This window comes from Thauera sp. SDU_THAU2 (assembly GCF_038260575.1).
In the GTDB taxonomy this organism is placed as follows: domain Bacteria; phylum Pseudomonadota; class Gammaproteobacteria; order Burkholderiales; family Rhodocyclaceae; genus Thauera.
This window is the reverse complement of the sequence record NZ_JBBWUN010000003.1, coordinates 1,015,653-1,032,992: the sequence shown is the minus strand read 5'-3', so window position 1 is coordinate 1,032,992 and position 17,340 is coordinate 1,015,653. Positions and strand designations below refer to the sequence as shown.

Annotated in this window: 15 protein-coding genes; 7 read left to right on the top strand and 8 right to left on the bottom strand. The window is 66.4% G+C overall.

Translation table 11 applies throughout. The features are described 5' to 3' along the window. Together mnhG and AAFL97_RS05970 are read left to right on the top strand one after the other, a co-directional pair. A complete protein-coding gene (mnhG, locus tag AAFL97_RS05975) occupies positions 1–387 on the top strand; it encodes a monovalent cation/H(+) antiporter subunit G (protein ID WP_341644139.1) in 387 nt (128 codons plus the stop codon). Between the two features lie 482 nt (positions 388–869). Continuing rightward, entirely contained in the window at positions 870–2,126 is a 1,257-nt protein-coding gene (locus tag AAFL97_RS05970; RefSeq protein WP_341644138.1) for a putative Na+/H+ antiporter, read from the top strand. 57 nt (positions 2,127–2,183) lie between these two features. Here AAFL97_RS05970 and AAFL97_RS05965 read toward each other — a convergent pair whose 3' ends face one another. Next, positions 2,184–3,155, bottom strand: a complete 972-nt coding sequence (locus AAFL97_RS05965) for a transporter (protein ID WP_341644137.1) — start codon at positions 3,153–3,155, stop codon at positions 2,184–2,186. A 384-nt stretch (positions 3,156–3,539) separates the two neighbouring features. Here AAFL97_RS05965 and AAFL97_RS05960 point away from each other — a divergent pair, with 384 nt between their 5' ends. The 4 genes from AAFL97_RS05960 (at position 3,540) to AAFL97_RS05945 (ending at position 7,996) form a co-directional block, all read left to right on the top strand. Continuing rightward, on the top strand, positions 3,540–5,189 hold the full coding sequence (locus AAFL97_RS05960) for a flavin-containing monooxygenase (RefSeq protein WP_341644136.1): 1,650 nt from the start codon (positions 3,540–3,542) through the stop codon (positions 5,187–5,189). Between the two features lie 19 nt (positions 5,190–5,208). Further along, entirely contained in the window at positions 5,209–5,988 is a 780-nt protein-coding gene (locus AAFL97_RS05955) for an SDR family NAD(P)-dependent oxidoreductase (RefSeq protein ID WP_341644135.1), read from the top strand. Positions 5,989–6,066: 78 nt separating this feature from the next. Continuing rightward, entirely contained in the window at positions 6,067–6,834 is a 768-nt protein-coding gene (locus AAFL97_RS05950; protein WP_341644134.1) for an SDR family NAD(P)-dependent oxidoreductase, read from the top strand. Positions 6,835–6,946: 112 nt separating this feature from the next. Then, a complete protein-coding gene (locus AAFL97_RS05945; RefSeq protein WP_300160288.1) occupies positions 6,947–7,996 on the top strand; it encodes an alpha/beta fold hydrolase in 1,050 nt (349 codons plus the stop codon). A 145-nt stretch (positions 7,997–8,141) separates the two neighbouring features. Here AAFL97_RS05945 and AAFL97_RS05940 read toward each other — a convergent pair whose 3' ends face one another. From AAFL97_RS05940 to AAFL97_RS05930, 3 genes are all read right to left on the bottom strand, one after another. Beyond that, positions 8,142–8,957: an AraC family transcriptional regulator gene (locus AAFL97_RS05940; RefSeq protein WP_341644133.1), complete on the bottom strand. Its 816-nt coding sequence runs from the start codon at positions 8,955–8,957 to the stop codon at positions 8,142–8,144. Between the two features lie 168 nt (positions 8,958–9,125). Then, complete coding sequence (locus AAFL97_RS05935; protein WP_341644132.1) at positions 9,126–10,745, bottom strand: MFS transporter; 1,620 nt, start codon at positions 10,743–10,745, stop codon at positions 9,126–9,128. A gap of 30 nt (positions 10,746–10,775) precedes the next feature. Further along, on the bottom strand, positions 10,776–10,928 hold the full coding sequence (locus tag AAFL97_RS05930; protein ID WP_263462755.1) for a hypothetical protein: 153 nt from the start codon (positions 10,926–10,928) through the stop codon (positions 10,776–10,778). An 18-nt stretch (positions 10,929–10,946) separates the two neighbouring features. On the opposite strand from AAFL97_RS05930, the gene AAFL97_RS05925 reads away from it, so the two are divergent. Beyond that, on the top strand, positions 10,947–11,621 hold the full coding sequence (locus AAFL97_RS05925; protein ID WP_341644131.1) for a ceramidase domain-containing protein: 675 nt from the start codon (positions 10,947–10,949) through the stop codon (positions 11,619–11,621). Here the strand turns inward: AAFL97_RS05925 and AAFL97_RS05920 are convergent. The 4 genes from AAFL97_RS05920 to AAFL97_RS05905 form a co-directional block, all read right to left on the bottom strand. Then, a complete protein-coding gene (locus AAFL97_RS05920; RefSeq protein ID WP_263462753.1) occupies positions 11,609–11,860 on the bottom strand; it encodes a VF530 family protein in 252 nt (83 codons plus the stop codon). The two genes, AAFL97_RS05925 and AAFL97_RS05920, sit on opposite strands and share 13 nt — an antisense overlap. An 11-nt stretch (positions 11,861–11,871) precedes the next feature. After that, the gene (locus AAFL97_RS05915; protein ID WP_341644130.1) at positions 11,872–13,695 is read right to left on the bottom strand and encodes an ABC transporter transmembrane domain-containing protein; all 1,824 of its coding nucleotides are present in this window, start codon (positions 13,693–13,695) and stop codon (positions 11,872–11,874) included. Positions 13,696–13,828: 133 nt separating this feature from the next. Continuing rightward, positions 13,829–14,794, bottom strand: a complete 966-nt coding sequence (locus AAFL97_RS05910; protein WP_341644129.1) for a siderophore ABC transporter substrate-binding protein — start codon at positions 14,792–14,794, stop codon at positions 13,829–13,831. 232 nt (positions 14,795–15,026) lie between these two features. Then, positions 15,027–17,078, bottom strand: coding sequence for a TonB-dependent siderophore receptor (locus tag AAFL97_RS05905; RefSeq protein ID WP_341644128.1), 2,052 nt, complete (start codon positions 17,076–17,078; stop codon positions 15,027–15,029). Positions 17,079–17,340 lie beyond the last annotated feature (262 nt).

The following is a 17,340-nucleotide window of genomic DNA, read 5'->3' as shown; positions in this document are numbered from 1 at the left end:
ATGGAAATGATCCTTGCCGTCATGGCGCTGCTGCTGAAGCTCATCGGCTTTGCCTTTCTTTTTGCCGCAGCCCTTGGGCTCCTGCGCTTCAAGGATCCTTTGCAGCGGATGCATGCTGCCACCAAGGCAGGAACGATCGGGGCCGGGCTGACGGTTGCAGGGGCGGCGTTGGCGAGCGGAGATGGACTGAGCTTGACGATCGCCGCACTGACCATTCTCTTCCTGATTCTGAGCATTCCGGTGGCAGGGCATCTGCTGGGCCGTGCCATTTACTTCTCCGGCACCCCGCTGCTCGGTCTGAAAGAGCGGGATGCCTTACGAGAAGGAAGCACCGGCCCGGCTGCGGCGAACGAGCATTCGGCCGGGCGGCATCGACTCGATGCCTGACCGATGCACGCGACCGCCGGCACGCTGCCCGCCTCCGCGCCAAGGGCGCGCGTCGCCCAGGATCGAAGGTGGAAAACTGCATGGCCAACGAAGCACTGGACAGGACCCGCACGGCGCCGGGCGCATCGCGTAGGCCCGGGCTTTCCCGCATGTCGATCGCCGCAATGCTTGTGTAAGCTCGGGGCCGGGTGTCCGGACGCATAGTCGCAGCCGGGCAGGTTTTCGTGATGGTCGGGCCGCCTCACGGCGTGCATCCGTGGACTTTCCATGAACCGACGCCCCATCCTCCAGGCCCAGCCGCTGGTGCAGCCACGAGCTGCCCGCGCCACCGTCATCGCCGTGTCTCCCCTCTCCGTGGTTCGCACTACCCCATGCAGCCGCGCCCATCGTCCGTCGCACGCGTCTCTGCCGCCACTGACCATCCGCGCCATCCCGGCCCCTGGTCGTGACGCCTCCTCTTCATCCCTTTCCCGTGAAGCCGCATGACACCAACGACAATCCAGTTGATCGGCGCGATCCTGTTCGCCGTCGCCATCATTCACACCTTCTCCACCAAGTACTTCGAACACCTCGCCCATACCCGGCCCGCTCATGCGGGGCTGTGGCACCTGCTGGGCGAAGTCGAAGCCGTGTTCGGCTTCTGGGCCATCGTGCTGGTCGTGTTCATGGGCTTCGCGGTCGGCCTGGACGACGCGGTCGAGTACCTGGACACGCGCAACTACACCGAACCGATGTTCGTGTTCGCGATCATGGTGGTGGCCGCGAGCAAACCGGTGATGCAATTTGCCTCGGCCACCGTGCGCGCGATCGCCCGCATCGTGCCGCTGCCGGAATCGGTCGCCACCTATTTCACCCTGCTCGCCGCCGTACCGCTGCTCGGCTCCCTCATCACCGAGCCGGCGGCGATGACGCTGGCAGCGCTGATGCTGCGCGAGCGCTATTACAGCCAGGGCATTTCCCGCCATCTGATGTACGTGACCATCGGCACGCTGTTCGTCAACATCTCGATCGGCGGCACGCTGACCAATTTCGCCGCGCCGCCGGTGCTGATGGTGGCGTCCACCTGGGGCTGGGACTCGCTCTACATGGTGTCCCACTTCGGCTGGAAGGCGGCAGTCGCGGTACTCGTCAACGCCACAGCGGCGACGCTGATCTTCCGTCGCGAACTGGCAACCCTGCCGCCAGCCAAGGAGCGGAAGCACCATGAGGTACCGTCGGCGATGGTCGGCATCCATCTTTTCATGCTTTTCCTGATCGTGGCCTTCGCCCACCACCCGCCGATCTTCCTCGGCGTATTCCTGCTGTTCATGGGCCTGGCAACCGCTTATCCACGCTTCCAGCAGCGCCTGATCCTGCGCGAGGGCTTGATGGTGTCCTTCTTCCTCGCCGGCCTGGTGGTCCTCGGCGGCCAGCAGGCCTGGTGGCTGCAGCCCCTGCTGACGAAGATGGATGCGACCACGGTTTATTTCGGCTCGACCGCGTTGACCGCGATCACCGACAACGCCGCGCTGACCTATCTGGCCTCGCTGGTCGAGGGCCTGAGCGACGAATTCAAGCACGCCGTGGTGGCGGGCGCCGTCACCGGCGGCGGCCTCACCGTGATCGCCAACGCGCCCAACCCGGCCGGCATGGCGATCCTGCGCCGGGACTTCGACGAAGGCGCGGTGAATCCGCTCGGTCTGCTGATTTCCGCCCTGCCGCCAACCCTGGTCGCGATTCTGGCTTTCCGCGTGCTGTAAGCACCGGCCCGTGGCACGCTGCCGGAATCGGGCAGCGCGCCACGGGCCGGCCGAGGCTCAGAAAATCGTCATCAGCCTCAGATTGACGCGCAGGTTTTCACGGACGCCATTGTCCACCGACAGATCCCGCCCGATGTGGCCCATCAGTTGCCAGTTCGGCGCCAGGAAGTGGGATGCGCCGATCATCATCCGCGTGCGGCGCTGGCGATCGTCCTGATCCACGCGATCGATCTCCGTTTCGCCGCCTTCGACCCGGAACAGGCTGGCACTGAGCGTGGTGGCCGGCGACAGGTGGTAGCGCAGATGGGTCTGCAGTTCCCAAACCTGCTTCTGGCTCATGGTCTGCCTGTTCTCGCCGAAGCGCTTGTTGTCGCCGTGGAACTGCACGTCGCCGACCACATCCAGCGTGAACTTGTCGCTCAGCGGCAGCACCCCTGCCGCCTGCAGCGTGAACTTCCAGCGGTTTTCGCCGAAGGGGTTCAGCGTGCGGTGGCGGTCGTACTGCCCGGTGGGTAGCGTCAGGTAGGGCATGATGCCGAACACGCGGCGCTGCTCGTCCCTGTACAGGAAGATGCCGCTGCCCAGGATCACGTCGCCCACACCGTTGCGCACGGTCGCACCGCCGAGGTCGCCGCCGGTATTGACCGAGCCGAACGGCAGGATGATCTGCGGCGTCATCGTGATGCCGCCGAGCTCGACGAACCTGACCAGCCTCAGCATGCCCACCTGGGCGCGCAGGCTGGCGTCGCTCGAGACCTTGTCGCCGCCGGCATACAGCTTGTCCCCCTTGCTGTACTGGTAGTACATCAGCCCCAGGGTGGTGCCCGGTGGCGCGTGGTCGTAATCGCCCGGATCGACGCTTATCGCCGCAGCCTGTTGCGCAGTCGCCGCGAGCAGCGTGGCGCCGAGCCAGGCCGTGATGCGGCCGCCGCGCCGGCGCTTCGCCGGCACGGCGGAAGCCTGCCCGACACGTTTCTCGGTCTCGGTGGAAATACCGGGCATGGACCCGGATGCGTCTCTTTCGATCATCTGTTTGTCTCCTTCGGTGGGGCCGCGCATTCGATTCGATGCGCTGTCGCGCCCGATGGCGAATCCTCCGGAAATGGCCGCAGCCAGGTGAGCCATTTCCACGAGGCGTCTTTCTCGAAGCGGATTTCTTTTTGCTTTCGACAGCCACGGAACGTGGCCGGAAAAAACTTTAACTTGGATCAAAGACATTTCGCCTCAGGCTCATTGCGGTTTCACCGGTTTGTTCAAAACATTGCCAAGAACCGACAAGATGCCCGGCGCGATACGCCTATAGATTCTCTTCCGGCATGAAACGAAACGCGTCCATCGAGGCGCGGCAGCGTGCTACCGCGTGATCTCCGATCATCGGGAAAACCCTTAGCAACGGAAGTGAAGGAGACAAAAATGAGTACTGCACAGGTACAGGGCAACAGCACCGGAAACCAGGCGGCAACCAGGCATTTCGACGCCATCGTCATCGGCGCGGGCGTGGCCGGGCTCTATCAATTGCATCGCCTGCGGGAAATGGGCATGAATGTGCGTGCCTATGAAACTGCCAGCAACGTCGGCGGAACCTGGTATTGGAACCGTTATCCGGGCGCCCGCTTCGATTCCCAGGCGGAGATTTACCAATACTGGTTCTCCGAGGAATTGTACAAATCGTGGCAGCCTTCCGAACGCTTCCCCGCCCAGGAAGAAACGGAGCGTTGGCTCAATTACGTCGCCGACAAGCTCGATCTGAGAAAGGACATCCAGTTCAATACCCGGATCGCCTCGGCCCATTACGACGAAGCGCAGGACATCTGGCGCATCACCACCGCGGACGGCGAACAGGTGACGACCCAGTACCTGGTCGCCTGCTGCGGCATGCTGTCGGCGCCGATCACCGAACGCTTCCCCGGCCAGTCCAGCTTCAAGGGCGAGCTCTACATCACCGGCCTGTGGCCCAAGGAGCCGGTGGACCTGAAAGGCAAGCGCGTTGCCGTGGTCGGCACCGGCGCCACCGGCATCCAGGTGATCCAGACGATCGCCCCCATCGTCGGTTCGATGAAGATCTTCGCCCGCACGCCGCAATACGTCGTGCCGATGAAGAACCCCAAGTACACCGCGGCGGACTGGGAAAAATGGGGCTCCCGCTTCCACGAGCTCAAGCAGCGCGTGCGCAGCACCTTCGCCGGCTTCGACTACGACTTCGACAAGGGTTCGTGGGCCGAGAACACACCGGAGCAGCGCACCGCCGTCATGGAGGCGCTGTGGGAGGATGGCTCGCTGGCACCGTGGCTGGCCGGTTTCCCGGAAATGTTCTTCGACGAGGAAATCAGCGAAGTGGTGTCCGAATTCGTCCGCGGCAAGATGCGCGAGCGCCTGAAGAGCCGCCCCGACCTGTGGGACCTGCTGATTCCGCAGGACTACGGCTTCGGCACCCATCGCGTGCCGCTGGAAACCAAGTACCTCGAGGTCTATCTCCAGCCCAACGTCGAAGCGGTGGATTGCCGCAAGACGCCGATCGAGCGGGTCGTGCCGGAAGGTTTCCAGACCTCCGACGGCAAGGTGCACGAAGTCGATGTGATCATCCTGGCGGTCGGCTTCGACGCCGGTTCGGGCGCGCTGAGCCGCATCGACATCCGCGGCCGCGGCAAGCGTTCGCTGAAGGAGCAGTGGAGCAAGGAAATCCGCACCGCGATGGGCCTGCAGGTCCACGGCTACCCCAACCTGTTCACCACCGGCGCGCCGCTGGCGCCGTCCGCCGCGCTGTGCAACATGCCCACTTGCCTGCAGCAGCAGGTCAATTGGATCACCGACTGCATCGCCTATGCCCGCCAGAACGGCAAGAAGGTGGTGGAAGCCACGCAGGAATTCGAGGACGAATGGGTCAGGCACCACGACGAAGTGGCCAACGCCACGCTGCTGACCAAGACCGACTCGTGGTACATGGGCTCCAACGTCGAAGGCAAGCCGCGCCGGCTGCTCTCCTACGTCGGCGGCGCGGGCACTTACCACAACAAGTGCGACGAGCTGGCTCGCCAGGGCTACCCCGGTTTCGCGATGAACTGACCGGACCGGAGAAGCCAACATGAATCGACTTGCTGGAAAGGTGGCGGTCGTCACCGGCGGCAGCAGCGGCCTCGGCCTGGCCATCGTCCGGCGCATGGCCGGGGAAGGCGCGGCCGTCGCCATCCTCGATCGCGATGCGCGCGGCGAGGCGGAGGCGGAAGCGATCCGCGGCACGGGCGGCAAGGCGCTGTTCGTGCAGGTGGACGTGACCGACGAAGAGCGCGTCAGTGCAGCCATGCAGGCCGCCGCCACGCAGTTCGGCCCCGGGTTCAACCGTATCGACGTGCTGGTGAACAACGCCGGCATCGAGGGCGAGAACACGCCGACCGACAAGCTGGCGCTGGCCGAGTGGAACCGGGTGATGGCGGTGAACGTGACGGCGGTGTTCCTGTGCACCAAGCACGCCGTGCCGTATCTGCGCCAGGCCGGGGGCGGCTCGGTCATCAACATTTCGTCGATCTACGGCATCGTCGGCGGCGGTGACATCCCGCCCTACCACGCGGCCAAGGGCGCAGTGCGGACGATGAGCAAGAACGACGCCCTGCTCTACGCCCCCGAGCGCATCCGGGTCAATTCCATCCATCCGGGCTTCGTGTTCACGCCGATGGTGGACCGCTACGTCCAGGACAACGGCCTGGCGCACGACGCGGCCAAGGCCCATCTGGACGCCCTGCATCCGCTGGGCGGCACCGGCACGCCGGACGACATCGCCTGGGGCGCGGTTTACCTGGCCTCGGACGAGGCGCGCTGGGTCACCGGCGCCGAACTCGTCATCGACGGCGGCTACACCGCGCGCTGACCCTACCCCCGACCCCAACCCTTCAACCCCGGGGGCCGGCCGCCAGCCTGCGGCCGGCCATCCACGGAGGAGACAATCATGAAAAGACTGAGCAACAAAGTCGCCCTGATCACGGGCGGCGCAGGCGGCATCGGCCTGGCAACGGCCAAGCTGTTCGTTGCCGAAGGCGCCCGGGTGGTGCTGGCCGACCTTAACGAGCAGGCGCTGCAGGCAGCCGTGAAGGAAATCGGCAGCGATGCCGTCAGCCATGTGGCGGGCGACGTCACCCGGGAAGACCAGGTACGCAACATGATCGACACCGTGGTGCAGCGCCACGGCCGGGTGGACGTCGTGTTCGCCAACGCCGGCACCGAAGGCAGCATCTCGCCGCTGGTCGATTACACCGTCGAGGCCTTCGACCGCGTCATGGCGGTGAATGTGCGCGGCGTGTTCCTGCCGCTCAAGCACGCCATTCCGGTGATGCAGAAACAGGGCGGCGGCAGCATCGTCATCACCTCGTCGATCGCCGGCCTGAAGGGTTTCGCCGGGCTGTCGGCCTATGTGGCGAGCAAGCACGCGGTGGTCGGGCTGATGCGTTCGGCGGTGCTGGAAGTGGGCAACAGCGGGGTGCGCATCAACACCATTCACCCCTCCCCGATCGACAATCGCATGATGCGTTCCATCGAGGAAGGCGCAGCGCCCGGCGCGGCTGCAACGGTGAAAGCCCAGTTCGAGACCATGATCCCGGCCGGGCGCTACGGCCTGTCCGAAGAGGTCGCCCGGACCGCCCTGTTCCTGGCCAGCGACGAAAGCACCTTCTGCACCGGCGGACGCTACTGCGTCGATGGCGGCATGTCGGCAGGCTGAGTCCGCCGACATCCCCTTCCCGCCACGACGGCCGGAACACCGGCCTCATCCACATGCCCTGCGGCGCCGGGGCCGTCCGCGGCCCTGCCCCCAGCCCCACGAGGACACCCAAATGACCTACTACACCCAGGAAAACCACGGCCCCTACAAGCTCGTCAGCATCGGCCGGCTCGAACTCGAGGAAGGCGGCGTGCTCGAAGACTGCACGCTGGCCGTCGCCACCCACGGCCAGCTCAATACCGCGCGCGACAACGCGATCCTCGTCCCGACCTGGTATTCGGGCACGAGCAAGATCATGGAACAGGTCTATATCGGCCCCGGCCGCGCGCTGGACCCGGACCGCTACTTCATCATCGTCGTCAACCAGATCGGCAGCGGCCTGTCGCTGTCGCCCAGCAACGCGCCGGCGGAAATCGCCGGGCCGAAGTTCCCCCGCGTGCGCATCGGCGACGACGTCCGGGCCCAGCACCGCCTGCTCACCCAGCACTTCGGCATCGAACGCCTGGCCCTGGTGGTGGGCGGCTCGATGGGCGCGCAGCAGACCTACGAATGGGCGGTGCGCCATCCGGACATGGTCGAACGCGCCGCCCCCATCGCCGGCACGGCCCGCAACACCGAGCACGACTTCATGTTCGGCGAAACCCTGATCGACACCATCGTCACCGATCCGGCCTTCCGCGACGGCAACTACGCCGACTCCGCCGAGGTGGCGGCCGGTCTGCGCCGCCATGCCAAGTTGTGGACGGTGATGGGCTGGAGCACCGACTTCTTCCGCGGCGGCCGCCACAAGGCGCTGGGCTTCGACAGCATGGAGAGCTTCGTCGATCAGTTCATGACCGGCTACTTCGCGCCGATGGACCCGAACAACCTGCTGTGCATGATCTGGAAATGGCAGCGCGGCGACGTCAGCCGCCATACCGGCGGCGACCTGGCCGCGGCACTCGGCCGCATCAAGGCGAAGACCTTCGTGATGCCGATCAGCCACGACATGTTCTTCCCGCCCAACGACTGCCTGGCCGAGCAGAAGCAGATCGCCGACAGCGAGTTCCGCCCGCTGAACAGCATCGACGGCCACCTGGCGCTGTTCGGCACCGACGCCAACTGCATCGCCGAACTGGACACCAATCTCCGGCAGTTGCTGGACGCTCAGCCCAGCGTCTGACGTGTCCAGCATGCCCCCTGCCGCATCCGCGGCAGGGCTTGCAGGCCGCAGCCTCTTTGACGAGGCCGCGGCTTTTTTCATCGCCGGGCCGCACCCCCTTGAGGGGCAGCGACCGCACGCAGCGGGGGAGCGTGGGGCTTGTTTTTCATTCCTGTTCCGACCTGAGGCCGCCGGTCTTTCTGAGACAGGCCGGCGTGGTGCCCATCCTGCTGCGCATCACCCGCGTCAGATGGGCCTGGTCGGCGAATCCGCACATCGCCGCGACCTGCTTGATCGCCAGGCCATCGCTGGTCAGCAGGCGGGCGGCCCGCTCCAGGCGGCGGCGGACGACGTACTCGTGGGGAGACATGCCCGTGCTCGCGCGGAAGTGCTTGGAGAAGGTCCATACGCCGAGCCCGATCGCCTCGGCCATCTGCTCGATGGTGATCCCCTTGTGCAGATGGGCTTCGACGTATTCGTCGAGGCGGCGTATCTGCCGGGGCGCCAGCGGCCCCACCGGCGTGTCGTCGCGAATGTCGATACAGGCGTACTTGCGGAACAGATGGACGGCCAACTGCAGCGCGAGCCCTTCGACGTAGATGTTGCCGCCCGGCGCGCACTGCTCCGCTTCCGCGGTGATGGCATCGACGATGCCGGTGACGATCGGGTCCTGCGCCTGCAACACGTCCTGCAGGCGCACGTCCACCATGCTGCGCCCGGTGATGTCCACGGCCACCCGCTGCATCAGCGCGCCCGAAAGATAGGTGTGGGACACGCTGATGCATTCGGTCCAGTGCCAGTGGGACATCTCCGCATGCGTCAGCAGCGAGAAATCCCCCGGCACGCACTTCTTGCGGCTCCAGCGCCCCTCCACCTGCCGGTCCATCGGCGTCTGGCCGCTGCGGTAGCGGACGATCATGCAATGGTCCATCGGCGGCACCAGCACATCCAGGCCGGTATAGAGATAGGCACGGTGAGCCACATCCTTCCAGCCCAATCCGTCACTGGCGGACAGGACCCGCCCTGGCACCCAGGTAGGCAGGTCCCTTGGAGTAATCAAGGTGCTCATATGACGACCAAGCGGAAACTGAACGCGTTTGAAGGATCGTGTCGGGCACGCGGAAGTCGTCAGGATACAAGAAATATTGAATTACTTGATCAAATCATCTGATATGCCAGCCGGTCCGTGTCCGCTCTCCCCCTGCCCCGGTCCCGCCGCCCGCCGCAGGAACAGCGCAACGATGAGCGCCGTCGCCAGCATGATGGCGGCGCCGATCACCGCGTTGACATGCAGCGCCGCGGCGAAGGCTTCGCGCGCGGCATGCAGCAGGGCCGCGCCGGCCTCGCCCGGCAGCCGCTCCGCCGCGCCGAGCGCGCCACCCAGGGTATCGATGGCCGAGGCGGCGAGTTCGGGCGGCAGTCCCACGCCGTTTGCCACGGCCAGCATGTGGCTGCGATAGACCGCCGCGCCGACGCTGCCGATGATCGCGATGCCGAGCGCCATGCCGAGCTCGGTGGCGGTCTCCGAGGTGGCCGCGGCGGCGCCGGTCTTGGTCGGCGGTGCCGAACCGACCACCAGGTCGGTGCCGAGGATCATCATCGGCATGACGCCCACCCCCAGCACCGAGGTGCCGGCCACCAGCAGCCACAGCGAGACCGCATCGCCAACATACGGGCTGCCGGCAGGCGGGCCCCCGACCAGCATCATCGCAAGGAAACCCGGCAGTGCCAGCAGCAGGCCGGCACTGACCAGCCGATGCGGCGGATGGCGGCGCGCCAGCCGCGGCACCAGCACCGACGCCAGCACCTGCAGCAGTGCCGGCGGCAGCATGACGATGCCGGCGTCGAGCGGCGACAGCCCGAGCACGCCCTGCAGGTACTGGAACACCATCAGCCAGGTGCCGGACAGCGCCAGGATGGTCAGCAGCATCGCCGCCACCGACACCGAGAAGCCGCGGTTGGCGAACAGGCCGAGATCGAACATCGGCTGCGCCAGGCGGCGCTGGCGGCGCACGAACAGCATGCCGACCGCCAGCCCGAGCAGCACCGCCGCCAGCGCGGCGAGCGTCACGCCGTCGCGCGCCGCCGACTTGATGCCGAAGATCACCGCCAGCACCATGCCGACGCACAGCAGCGCGCTCGGCAGGTCGAGCGGCCCGGCGGCATCGTCGCGGAATTCCGGCAGCAGCAGCGGGCCGGCGACCAGCAGCACCAGCATCACCGGTACGCCGAGCAGGAACACCGATCCCCAGGGGAAATATTCGAGCAGCACGCCGCCGACCAGCGGGCCGATCGCGCTGCCGACGATGAAGCCGGTCATCCACACCGTGATCGCCACCGTGCGCTCGCGCTCGACGTGGAACATGTTGCGGATCAGGGACAGAGTGGACGGCATCAGCGTGGCGCCGGCGATGCCGAGCAGCGCGCGGGTGGCGATCAGCATCGCCGCAGTGGTCGACAGGGCCGCCAGCACCGAGGCCACGCCGAAGGCGAAGGCGCCGGCCAGCAGCAGGCGGCGCCGGCCGATGCGGTCGCCCAGCGTACCCATCGTGATCAGGAAGCCGGCGATCATGAAGCCGTAGATGTCCAGGATCCACAGCAGCTCGCTGCTGCTCGGCCGCAGGTCGGCACTCAGGTGCGGCGCGGCCAGGTGCAGCACCGTCATGTCCAGCGCCAGCAGCAGCGTGGGCAGCACCAGTACGGCGAGCCCCCACCATTCGCGGCGGGTGGCGGGACGGGGGTGGGCTGCGGAAACGAGCGACGAAGACATGGAGACAGGAACCGAAAAGCGAACTGCGGATTATCGCGCCCGCACGCCTGCAGTGCCATCAACCTGCCACTGCAAAACAGGCACGATGCCCATCCTTCCACGGCCGCGGCGGTATCCGAGTCCACCGGTGGACCGGCGAATCACGCCTTCCACGTCGTTCCACGGCATCATGCGCAGCATCATCGTTCCATCCAGGCATCCATGTCCTCCGACCTCGGCACTCCGCTGGACCTCTACTGCGAACGCGCCTCGGCGGCCTTCTGGGCCGAGCCGGTCAATGCGCTGACCAACCTGTCCTTCATCGCCGCCGCCTTCGGCCTGCTGCATCTGATCCGGCGCGAAAGGCTGCGGCTCGATCCGGCGGGCAGCTTTCTGGTGGCCAACGTGGCCCTGATCGGCATCGGCAGCTTCCTGTTCCATACCCTGGCCAATCGCTGGACGCTGGTCGCCGACGTGTTGCCGATCTTCATCTACCAGATTGCCTTCGTCGGCCTCTATGCCCGCAGGGTGAGCCGCCAGCCGGTGGCCGTGGTGGCCGGGCTGGTGCTGCTCTACCTCGCCCTGTCCTTCGCCTTCGCCAGCCTGCCACGGGCCTGGCTGAACGGTTCGCTGGCCTATGGCAGCGCGCTGGTGTTCATCGCCGGCATCGGCCTCCACCATCTGCGCGCCGGCCGCCGCGACGCCTGGGGCGTGCTGGCGGCATTCGCCGTGCTCCTGCTGTCGCTCTTTTTCCGTTCGATCGACCAGCAGGTCTGCCCGCACGCTGCGCTCGGCACCCATTTCCTGTGGCATCTGCTGAACGGGCTGGTGCTCTACCTCACCACCCGGGCCTATCTGCTGAACGCGCTGCCGGCCGCCCCCTCTCAGCCGCGCTGAGCACCACGCGGGCCTGCGGCTCCGTCAGCGAGCATATCGACGTACAAGGCTTCGACCTGCGCGCGGGCCCACGGTGTGCGGCGCAGGAACTTGAGACTGGAAGCGATGCTGGGCTCGTGGGTGAAGCAGCGGATCGCCACCCGGCGGCCGAGCCCGGCCCAGCCATAGTGCTCGACCAGCGCATGGAGCAGATTTTCGAGGGTGATGCCGTGCAGCGGGTTATTGGGCTGAGTGCTCATGCGGATATCCATCAATGATCGAGTTGCAGCGCGGCGAGCCGGGCGTAGAGGCCACCCTGGCGACGCAGGTCGGCCGGCGTGCCGACTTCGACGATGCGTCCGCCGTCGAGCACGACGATGCGGTCTACCCGCTGCACCGTCGCCAGGCGGTGGGCGATGACCAGCGTAGTGCGGCCGTGCATCGCCGCATCCAGGCCCTGCTGCACGAGGATCTCGGATTCGGCGTCGAGCGCGCTGGTGGCCTCGTCGAGCAGCAGCAGCCGGGCATCCTTGAGAATGGCGCGGGCGATCGCGATGCGCTGGCGCTGGCCGCCCGACAGGCGGGTGCCGCGTTCGCCGAGGAAGGTGCCGTAGCCTTCGGGCAGGCGGGCGATGAAATCGTCGGCGCCGGCCGCACGCGCCGCGGCACGCACCGCCTCGTCGTCGGCGCCGGGACGGCCGTAGCGGATGTTGTCCATCGCGCTGGCGGAGAAGATCACCGGGTCCTGCGGCACGATCGCGATGTCCTGCCGCAGCGCGCGCAGCGCCAGCGTGCGGATGTCCTGGCCGTCGATCAGGATGGCGCCGGCCGAAATCTCGTAGTAGCGCAGCAGTAGCTGGAACAGCGTGGTCTTGCCGGCACCGGACGGACCGACCAGAGCGACCCGCTCGCCGGGCGCGATGTCGAGGCAGACGTCGTCGAGCGCACGCACTTGCGGCCGCGCCGGATAAGCGAAACCGACGTGGTCGAAGCGGATCGCCATCTGCGGCAGGCGCCGCGGCACGGCCGGCACCGCAGCGTCGCGGATCGCCGGTTCAGCCTGCAGCAGTTCGAGCAGGCGGCCGGTGGCGCCGGCCGCGCGCATGACGTCGCCCCAGACTTCGGCCAGCGTGCCCGCGCCGCCGGCGACCAGCGCCGCATACAGCACGAAGGCGGCGAGCTCGCCGGTGCTCAGTTCACCGGCATGCACCTGCTGCGCGCCGACCCACAGGACGAAGATGATGCTGCCCATCACCGCAGCGATGATCAGCGCGGTCAGCCCCGCCCTCGTCCGGGTGCGGCGGATCGCGGCGAGGAAGCCGGTTTCGCTGCGTCCGGCGAAGCGGCGGGCCTCTGCCGCTTCCTGGGTGAAGGCCTGCACCGTGGGCATCGCATTGAGGATCTCGCCGGCCAGCGCCGAAGCATCGGCGATGCGGTCCTGCGATTCGCGCGACAGCTTCCTGAGCCGGCGCCCGATCAGCACGATCGGCACCGCGAGCACCACCATCAGGCCGAGATTGAGCGCGAACAGGCCGAAGCTGGTCACCGCCAGCATCACCATGCCGCCGGCGAACTGGAACAGGCTGCGCAGCCCCATCGACACCGAACTGCCGACCACGGTCTGGATCAGCGTGGTGTCGCCGGTCAGCCGCGACAGCACTTCGCCGGTCTGCAGGGTCTCGAAGAACTGCGGCGACTGCCCGAGCACGCGCGCATACACCGCGTTGCGCAGGTCGGCCGTGACCCGCTCGCCGACCCAGGACACGGTGTAGTAGCGCGCCGCCACCACCACGCCCCAGAACGCCGCGAGCGCGAACAGCTGCAGGAAATGGCCGTCGAGCGCCGCGGCCGTCCCCGCTCCGCCGGCACTGCCGAAGCCGAAATCCACCAGGTCGCGGAAGGCCAGCGGCACCAGCAGCAGCGTGGCCGAGCCGAGGCACAGCAGCACGAAGGCCAGCGCGATGCGCGCGCGATACGGCCGCAGGAAAGGCAGCAGGCCGCGCAGCGCCGACAGGCGGCGCGGCGGCGCGTCTGCGGGAAGGGAAGCGGCACCGGGCGGCGAGGAGGATGGGGATGGCGCGGTCGATTCGGGCATGCCCGATTATCGTCGATCGCGCAGTGGAAGTGCCCAGCCGGGTCAGGTCCGGCCGGGTCAGACACGCCAAGCTCGGCCGGACCTGGCCCGCTCAGGCTGGATCCGGTCAGGCCGGCCAGGCACTTGGCGAGGCTCAGCGCAGGCCGGCCGCGTTGTACGCCTGGCGGAGCTGGGCGACGTTGCCCAGCAGCGCCGACGGGCCGGCGCCGCCCATCAGATACCAGCCCTTGGGATCGAGGAACACGACCTGCCCTTTCTGCCCGGCCGCCGTGCCCTTGACCTGGGCGTTGTCGAACACCTTCTGCGACGGAATGATGTCGCCGCCGCCTGCGGCCTGGCCGGTCGCGGTGTTGCGGTCGATGACGTAGATCCACTGCGGGTTCAGCTTCGCCACGTCGTCGAAGGTGTAGGCGGTGCCGCTCGGCGGCAGGTCCGCGGTGCCGACGGCCGACTTCGCCCCCAGCACGTCGAACAGGAAGCCGAAGCGCGAGCCCGGCGCCTGCGGAATGATCTTCTCGTTGATCGCCATCAGCAGCAGGCCCGGCTCGGCCTGGCCGGCGAGCCGGCGCAGATCGGCCACTTCCCGGTCGATGCGCTCGACCAGCGCGCGGCCCTGCGCCTGCTTGCCGAACAGCCCGGCCAGCGTGTTCACGTTGCGTTCGATGTCCTGCAGCATCCGTTTGCCGTCGATGGACAGATCCAGCGTGGGCGCGATCCGGCTCAGGATGTCGAGCTTGGCGCTGGAACGGCCGCCGACGATGATCAGGTCGGGCCTGATGTTGCTCAGCACCTCGTAGTCCGGCTCGAACAGGCTGCCGGCCGCGACGTACCGGCTGGCGTAGTCCGCCAGATAGCCCGGCATCTGCGCCCTGGGACCACCCGCCACCGGCACGCCCAGCGCCTGCAGCGCATCCAGGGCACCGAGGTCATACACCACCACGCGCTTGGGCGCGGCAGGCACGTCGGTGGTGCCCTTGGCATGCGTCAGCGCCACCGTGGCGACCTGGGCCGCCAGCGCGGGCATCGCGATGCCGCTGGCCGCGGCGAGGACGGCGCCAGCCAGGACGCGGCGGCGGGAAAGGGAAAAGCGGGCGCTCATGCAATCGCTCCTTGCGCAATATGCAGTCAATCAAGAAAAACATGGCGCCAGCCGGTACAAAAGCTGGCGTCGCATAGGCACGGCGGTCAGCCGCTCATCAGAACGCAGTCCGCACGGAGAAGGAGAAGGTCCGCGGATCGCCCAGCGCCAGGCTGTTCGACCAATACACTTCGTCCGTGATGTTCTGGATGCTGAAATTGAAGGTGGTCGGGTACTGCCCGATCCTGGTCGTCTACCTGAGGCCGGCGTCGAACAGGGTGTAGGACGGCACGACGTCGGTGTTCATGTCGTCCTGGTATTTCTTGCCGGTGTAGTAGGCGCCGCCCGATACCGACAGGCCTCTGACGGTCGGGACGCTGTATTCGGCATAGATCTTCGCCATGACCCTGGCTGCGCCGGTCGGCTTCTTGCCTTCCAGTGCGCTGTTGGTGGCCTTGTCGATGCTCAGGTCCATCAAGGTGCCGCCGGCGATGATGGTCAGGTCGTCCGTCACCTTGCCGGTGATGCCGAGCTCGATGCCCTGGTGGACCTGCTCGCCGTCCTGCGTCCGCGTCGGCTTCGGCGTGGTCTGGATGTCGTAGGCATTGGCCTTCTCGATCCTGAACAGCGCCGAATTGATCGACACCCGGTCGTTCAGCGTGTACTTCGCGCCGATTTCGTATTGCTTGCTGATGTAGGGGTCCAGCACCTCGTTCTCGTTCAGGTAGGTGCTGCCGACGACCGCCCCGGCTTCCAGGCTTTCGATGTAGGTCGCATAGGTGGTCAGCTCGTTGAACGGCTTGTACATCAGCGACAGCGTCGGCGTCAGCGCGGATTCGTCGTACTTGACCCCCGAGCGGTAGTTCTCGCTCATCGTCGTTGCGTAGTTGAAGCCGACCAGCGCGGACCAGCGCTCGTTGAAGACGATGTCGTCCCCGATCAGGATGTTGTCATACTTCACTTTCGAGTTCGGCGTTCTCGGCGTCTGCCCCACGCTGCCCCAGGTACCGGGCTTGGGATAGTTCCTGAATTCGTCGAGCGTCATGTCGGTGGGTATCTGGTAGCTCCGCGAATTGTCCGTACTGCTCCTCGTCTTGTCGGACGCCGAGGAGTAGCCCACCGTCAGCGTATGCGATATGCCGAAGGTCTCGAACTTCGAATCGAGGTAGGCGCTGATGCCCTTCTTCTCGTTCTCCTGCAGGGCGTAATTGCCGAACCAGGAGGTCGCCAGCACCTTCCTGTCCAGATACCGCATGCGGGCGTCGCCGCCGGTCTTTTCCACTTCTTCGTAGAGCAGGTTGGTCCGCAGCGTGAAGACCTCGTTGATGTCCCACCTGATGCCGCTCTCGATCCTGTTCGAGGTGAATTCCTGCACCAGCCAGTCGGGCGTATGGCTGCGGTTCCGGCTGATGCCGCTGCGGTCGATCTGGCCCCCGGTCGCCCAGAAGATCGTCGGCCCCGGGGCTTCGGTATCCTTGTAGCTGTAGCGCAGGTCGGCATAGAAGTTGTCTGTCGGCTTCCAGTCGAATACCAGGCTGACCGCTTTCTGCTTCTTTTCCTCCTTCCTGCTGGTTTCACCGCCCTGGTTGAATACGCTGAACCGGTAGCCGAAGACATTGTTGTCGTCGAACTGCCCGCTCAGTTCGGCATGGCCGAAATACGAACTGCCGCCGTAGCTGCCGGCGGATACGCTTCTCCGGGTGTCGATCGTCGGTTTCTTGGTGACGTAGTTCACCGCGCCGCCGACACGCCCGCCGCCATACAGGAAGCCAGTCGCGCCGTTGATGATCTCGACGCGCTCGATGTCCTGCATCATCGGCGTGCCGGCAATCCGGCTTGCGTAGGGAATGCCGTTGATGATCGGGAAATTGACCTGGAACCCGCGCATCGTCACCCACAGGTTGTCGGTGGCATCGCTGGCAATGCTCGCCGTTTCCTGCGTCGTCGGATTCATCTTGAAGATCTGGTTCATGTCCTTGGCGATCACGTTCTCGATCAGATCGCCCGATATGATGCTCATCGAATAAGGCGTGTCCTGCAGGCTTCTTTCGCCCCAGATCCCCACGCCGGTAATGCTCTTGACGAGGTAGCCATCCTCGGCGCTGCCGCTCTGTTCGGCCTTGACCGTGACGGCCGGCAGCTGGGCAACGCCCGATTCGGTTCCTGCCGCGGTCTGCGCCTGGGTCGCACCACTCGCCAGAAGAGCGAGAGCGACGAGGTTCAGGCGCAGGGAAGAGCCCGGGGTGATCGGGTATGGGCGCGATTGCGGCGCCGGCGCGTATTTCTGGCTCTCTGAGTAGGCCATTGGAATGCTCCGTTCGTTGGGGACAGGAAGTACGGAGGGGCGGGCTTCCTGGCCGGGAGAATTCCGGTTGGGTGGCTGGCTGGTCAGTACATTACGAAATAATAATCATTGTCATTTTTGATATCAAGCCACGGAATGTCAGATACATCCTTGCAATCACGCTCCGACCGTGCTCGGCAGCCGGTCGCTGCCGCCGCCCGGCCGAGCGGGCCAGCGTCCGCCCGAAGCGTGAGCGAAGGCGTCGATGCGGCAGTGGAAGCAG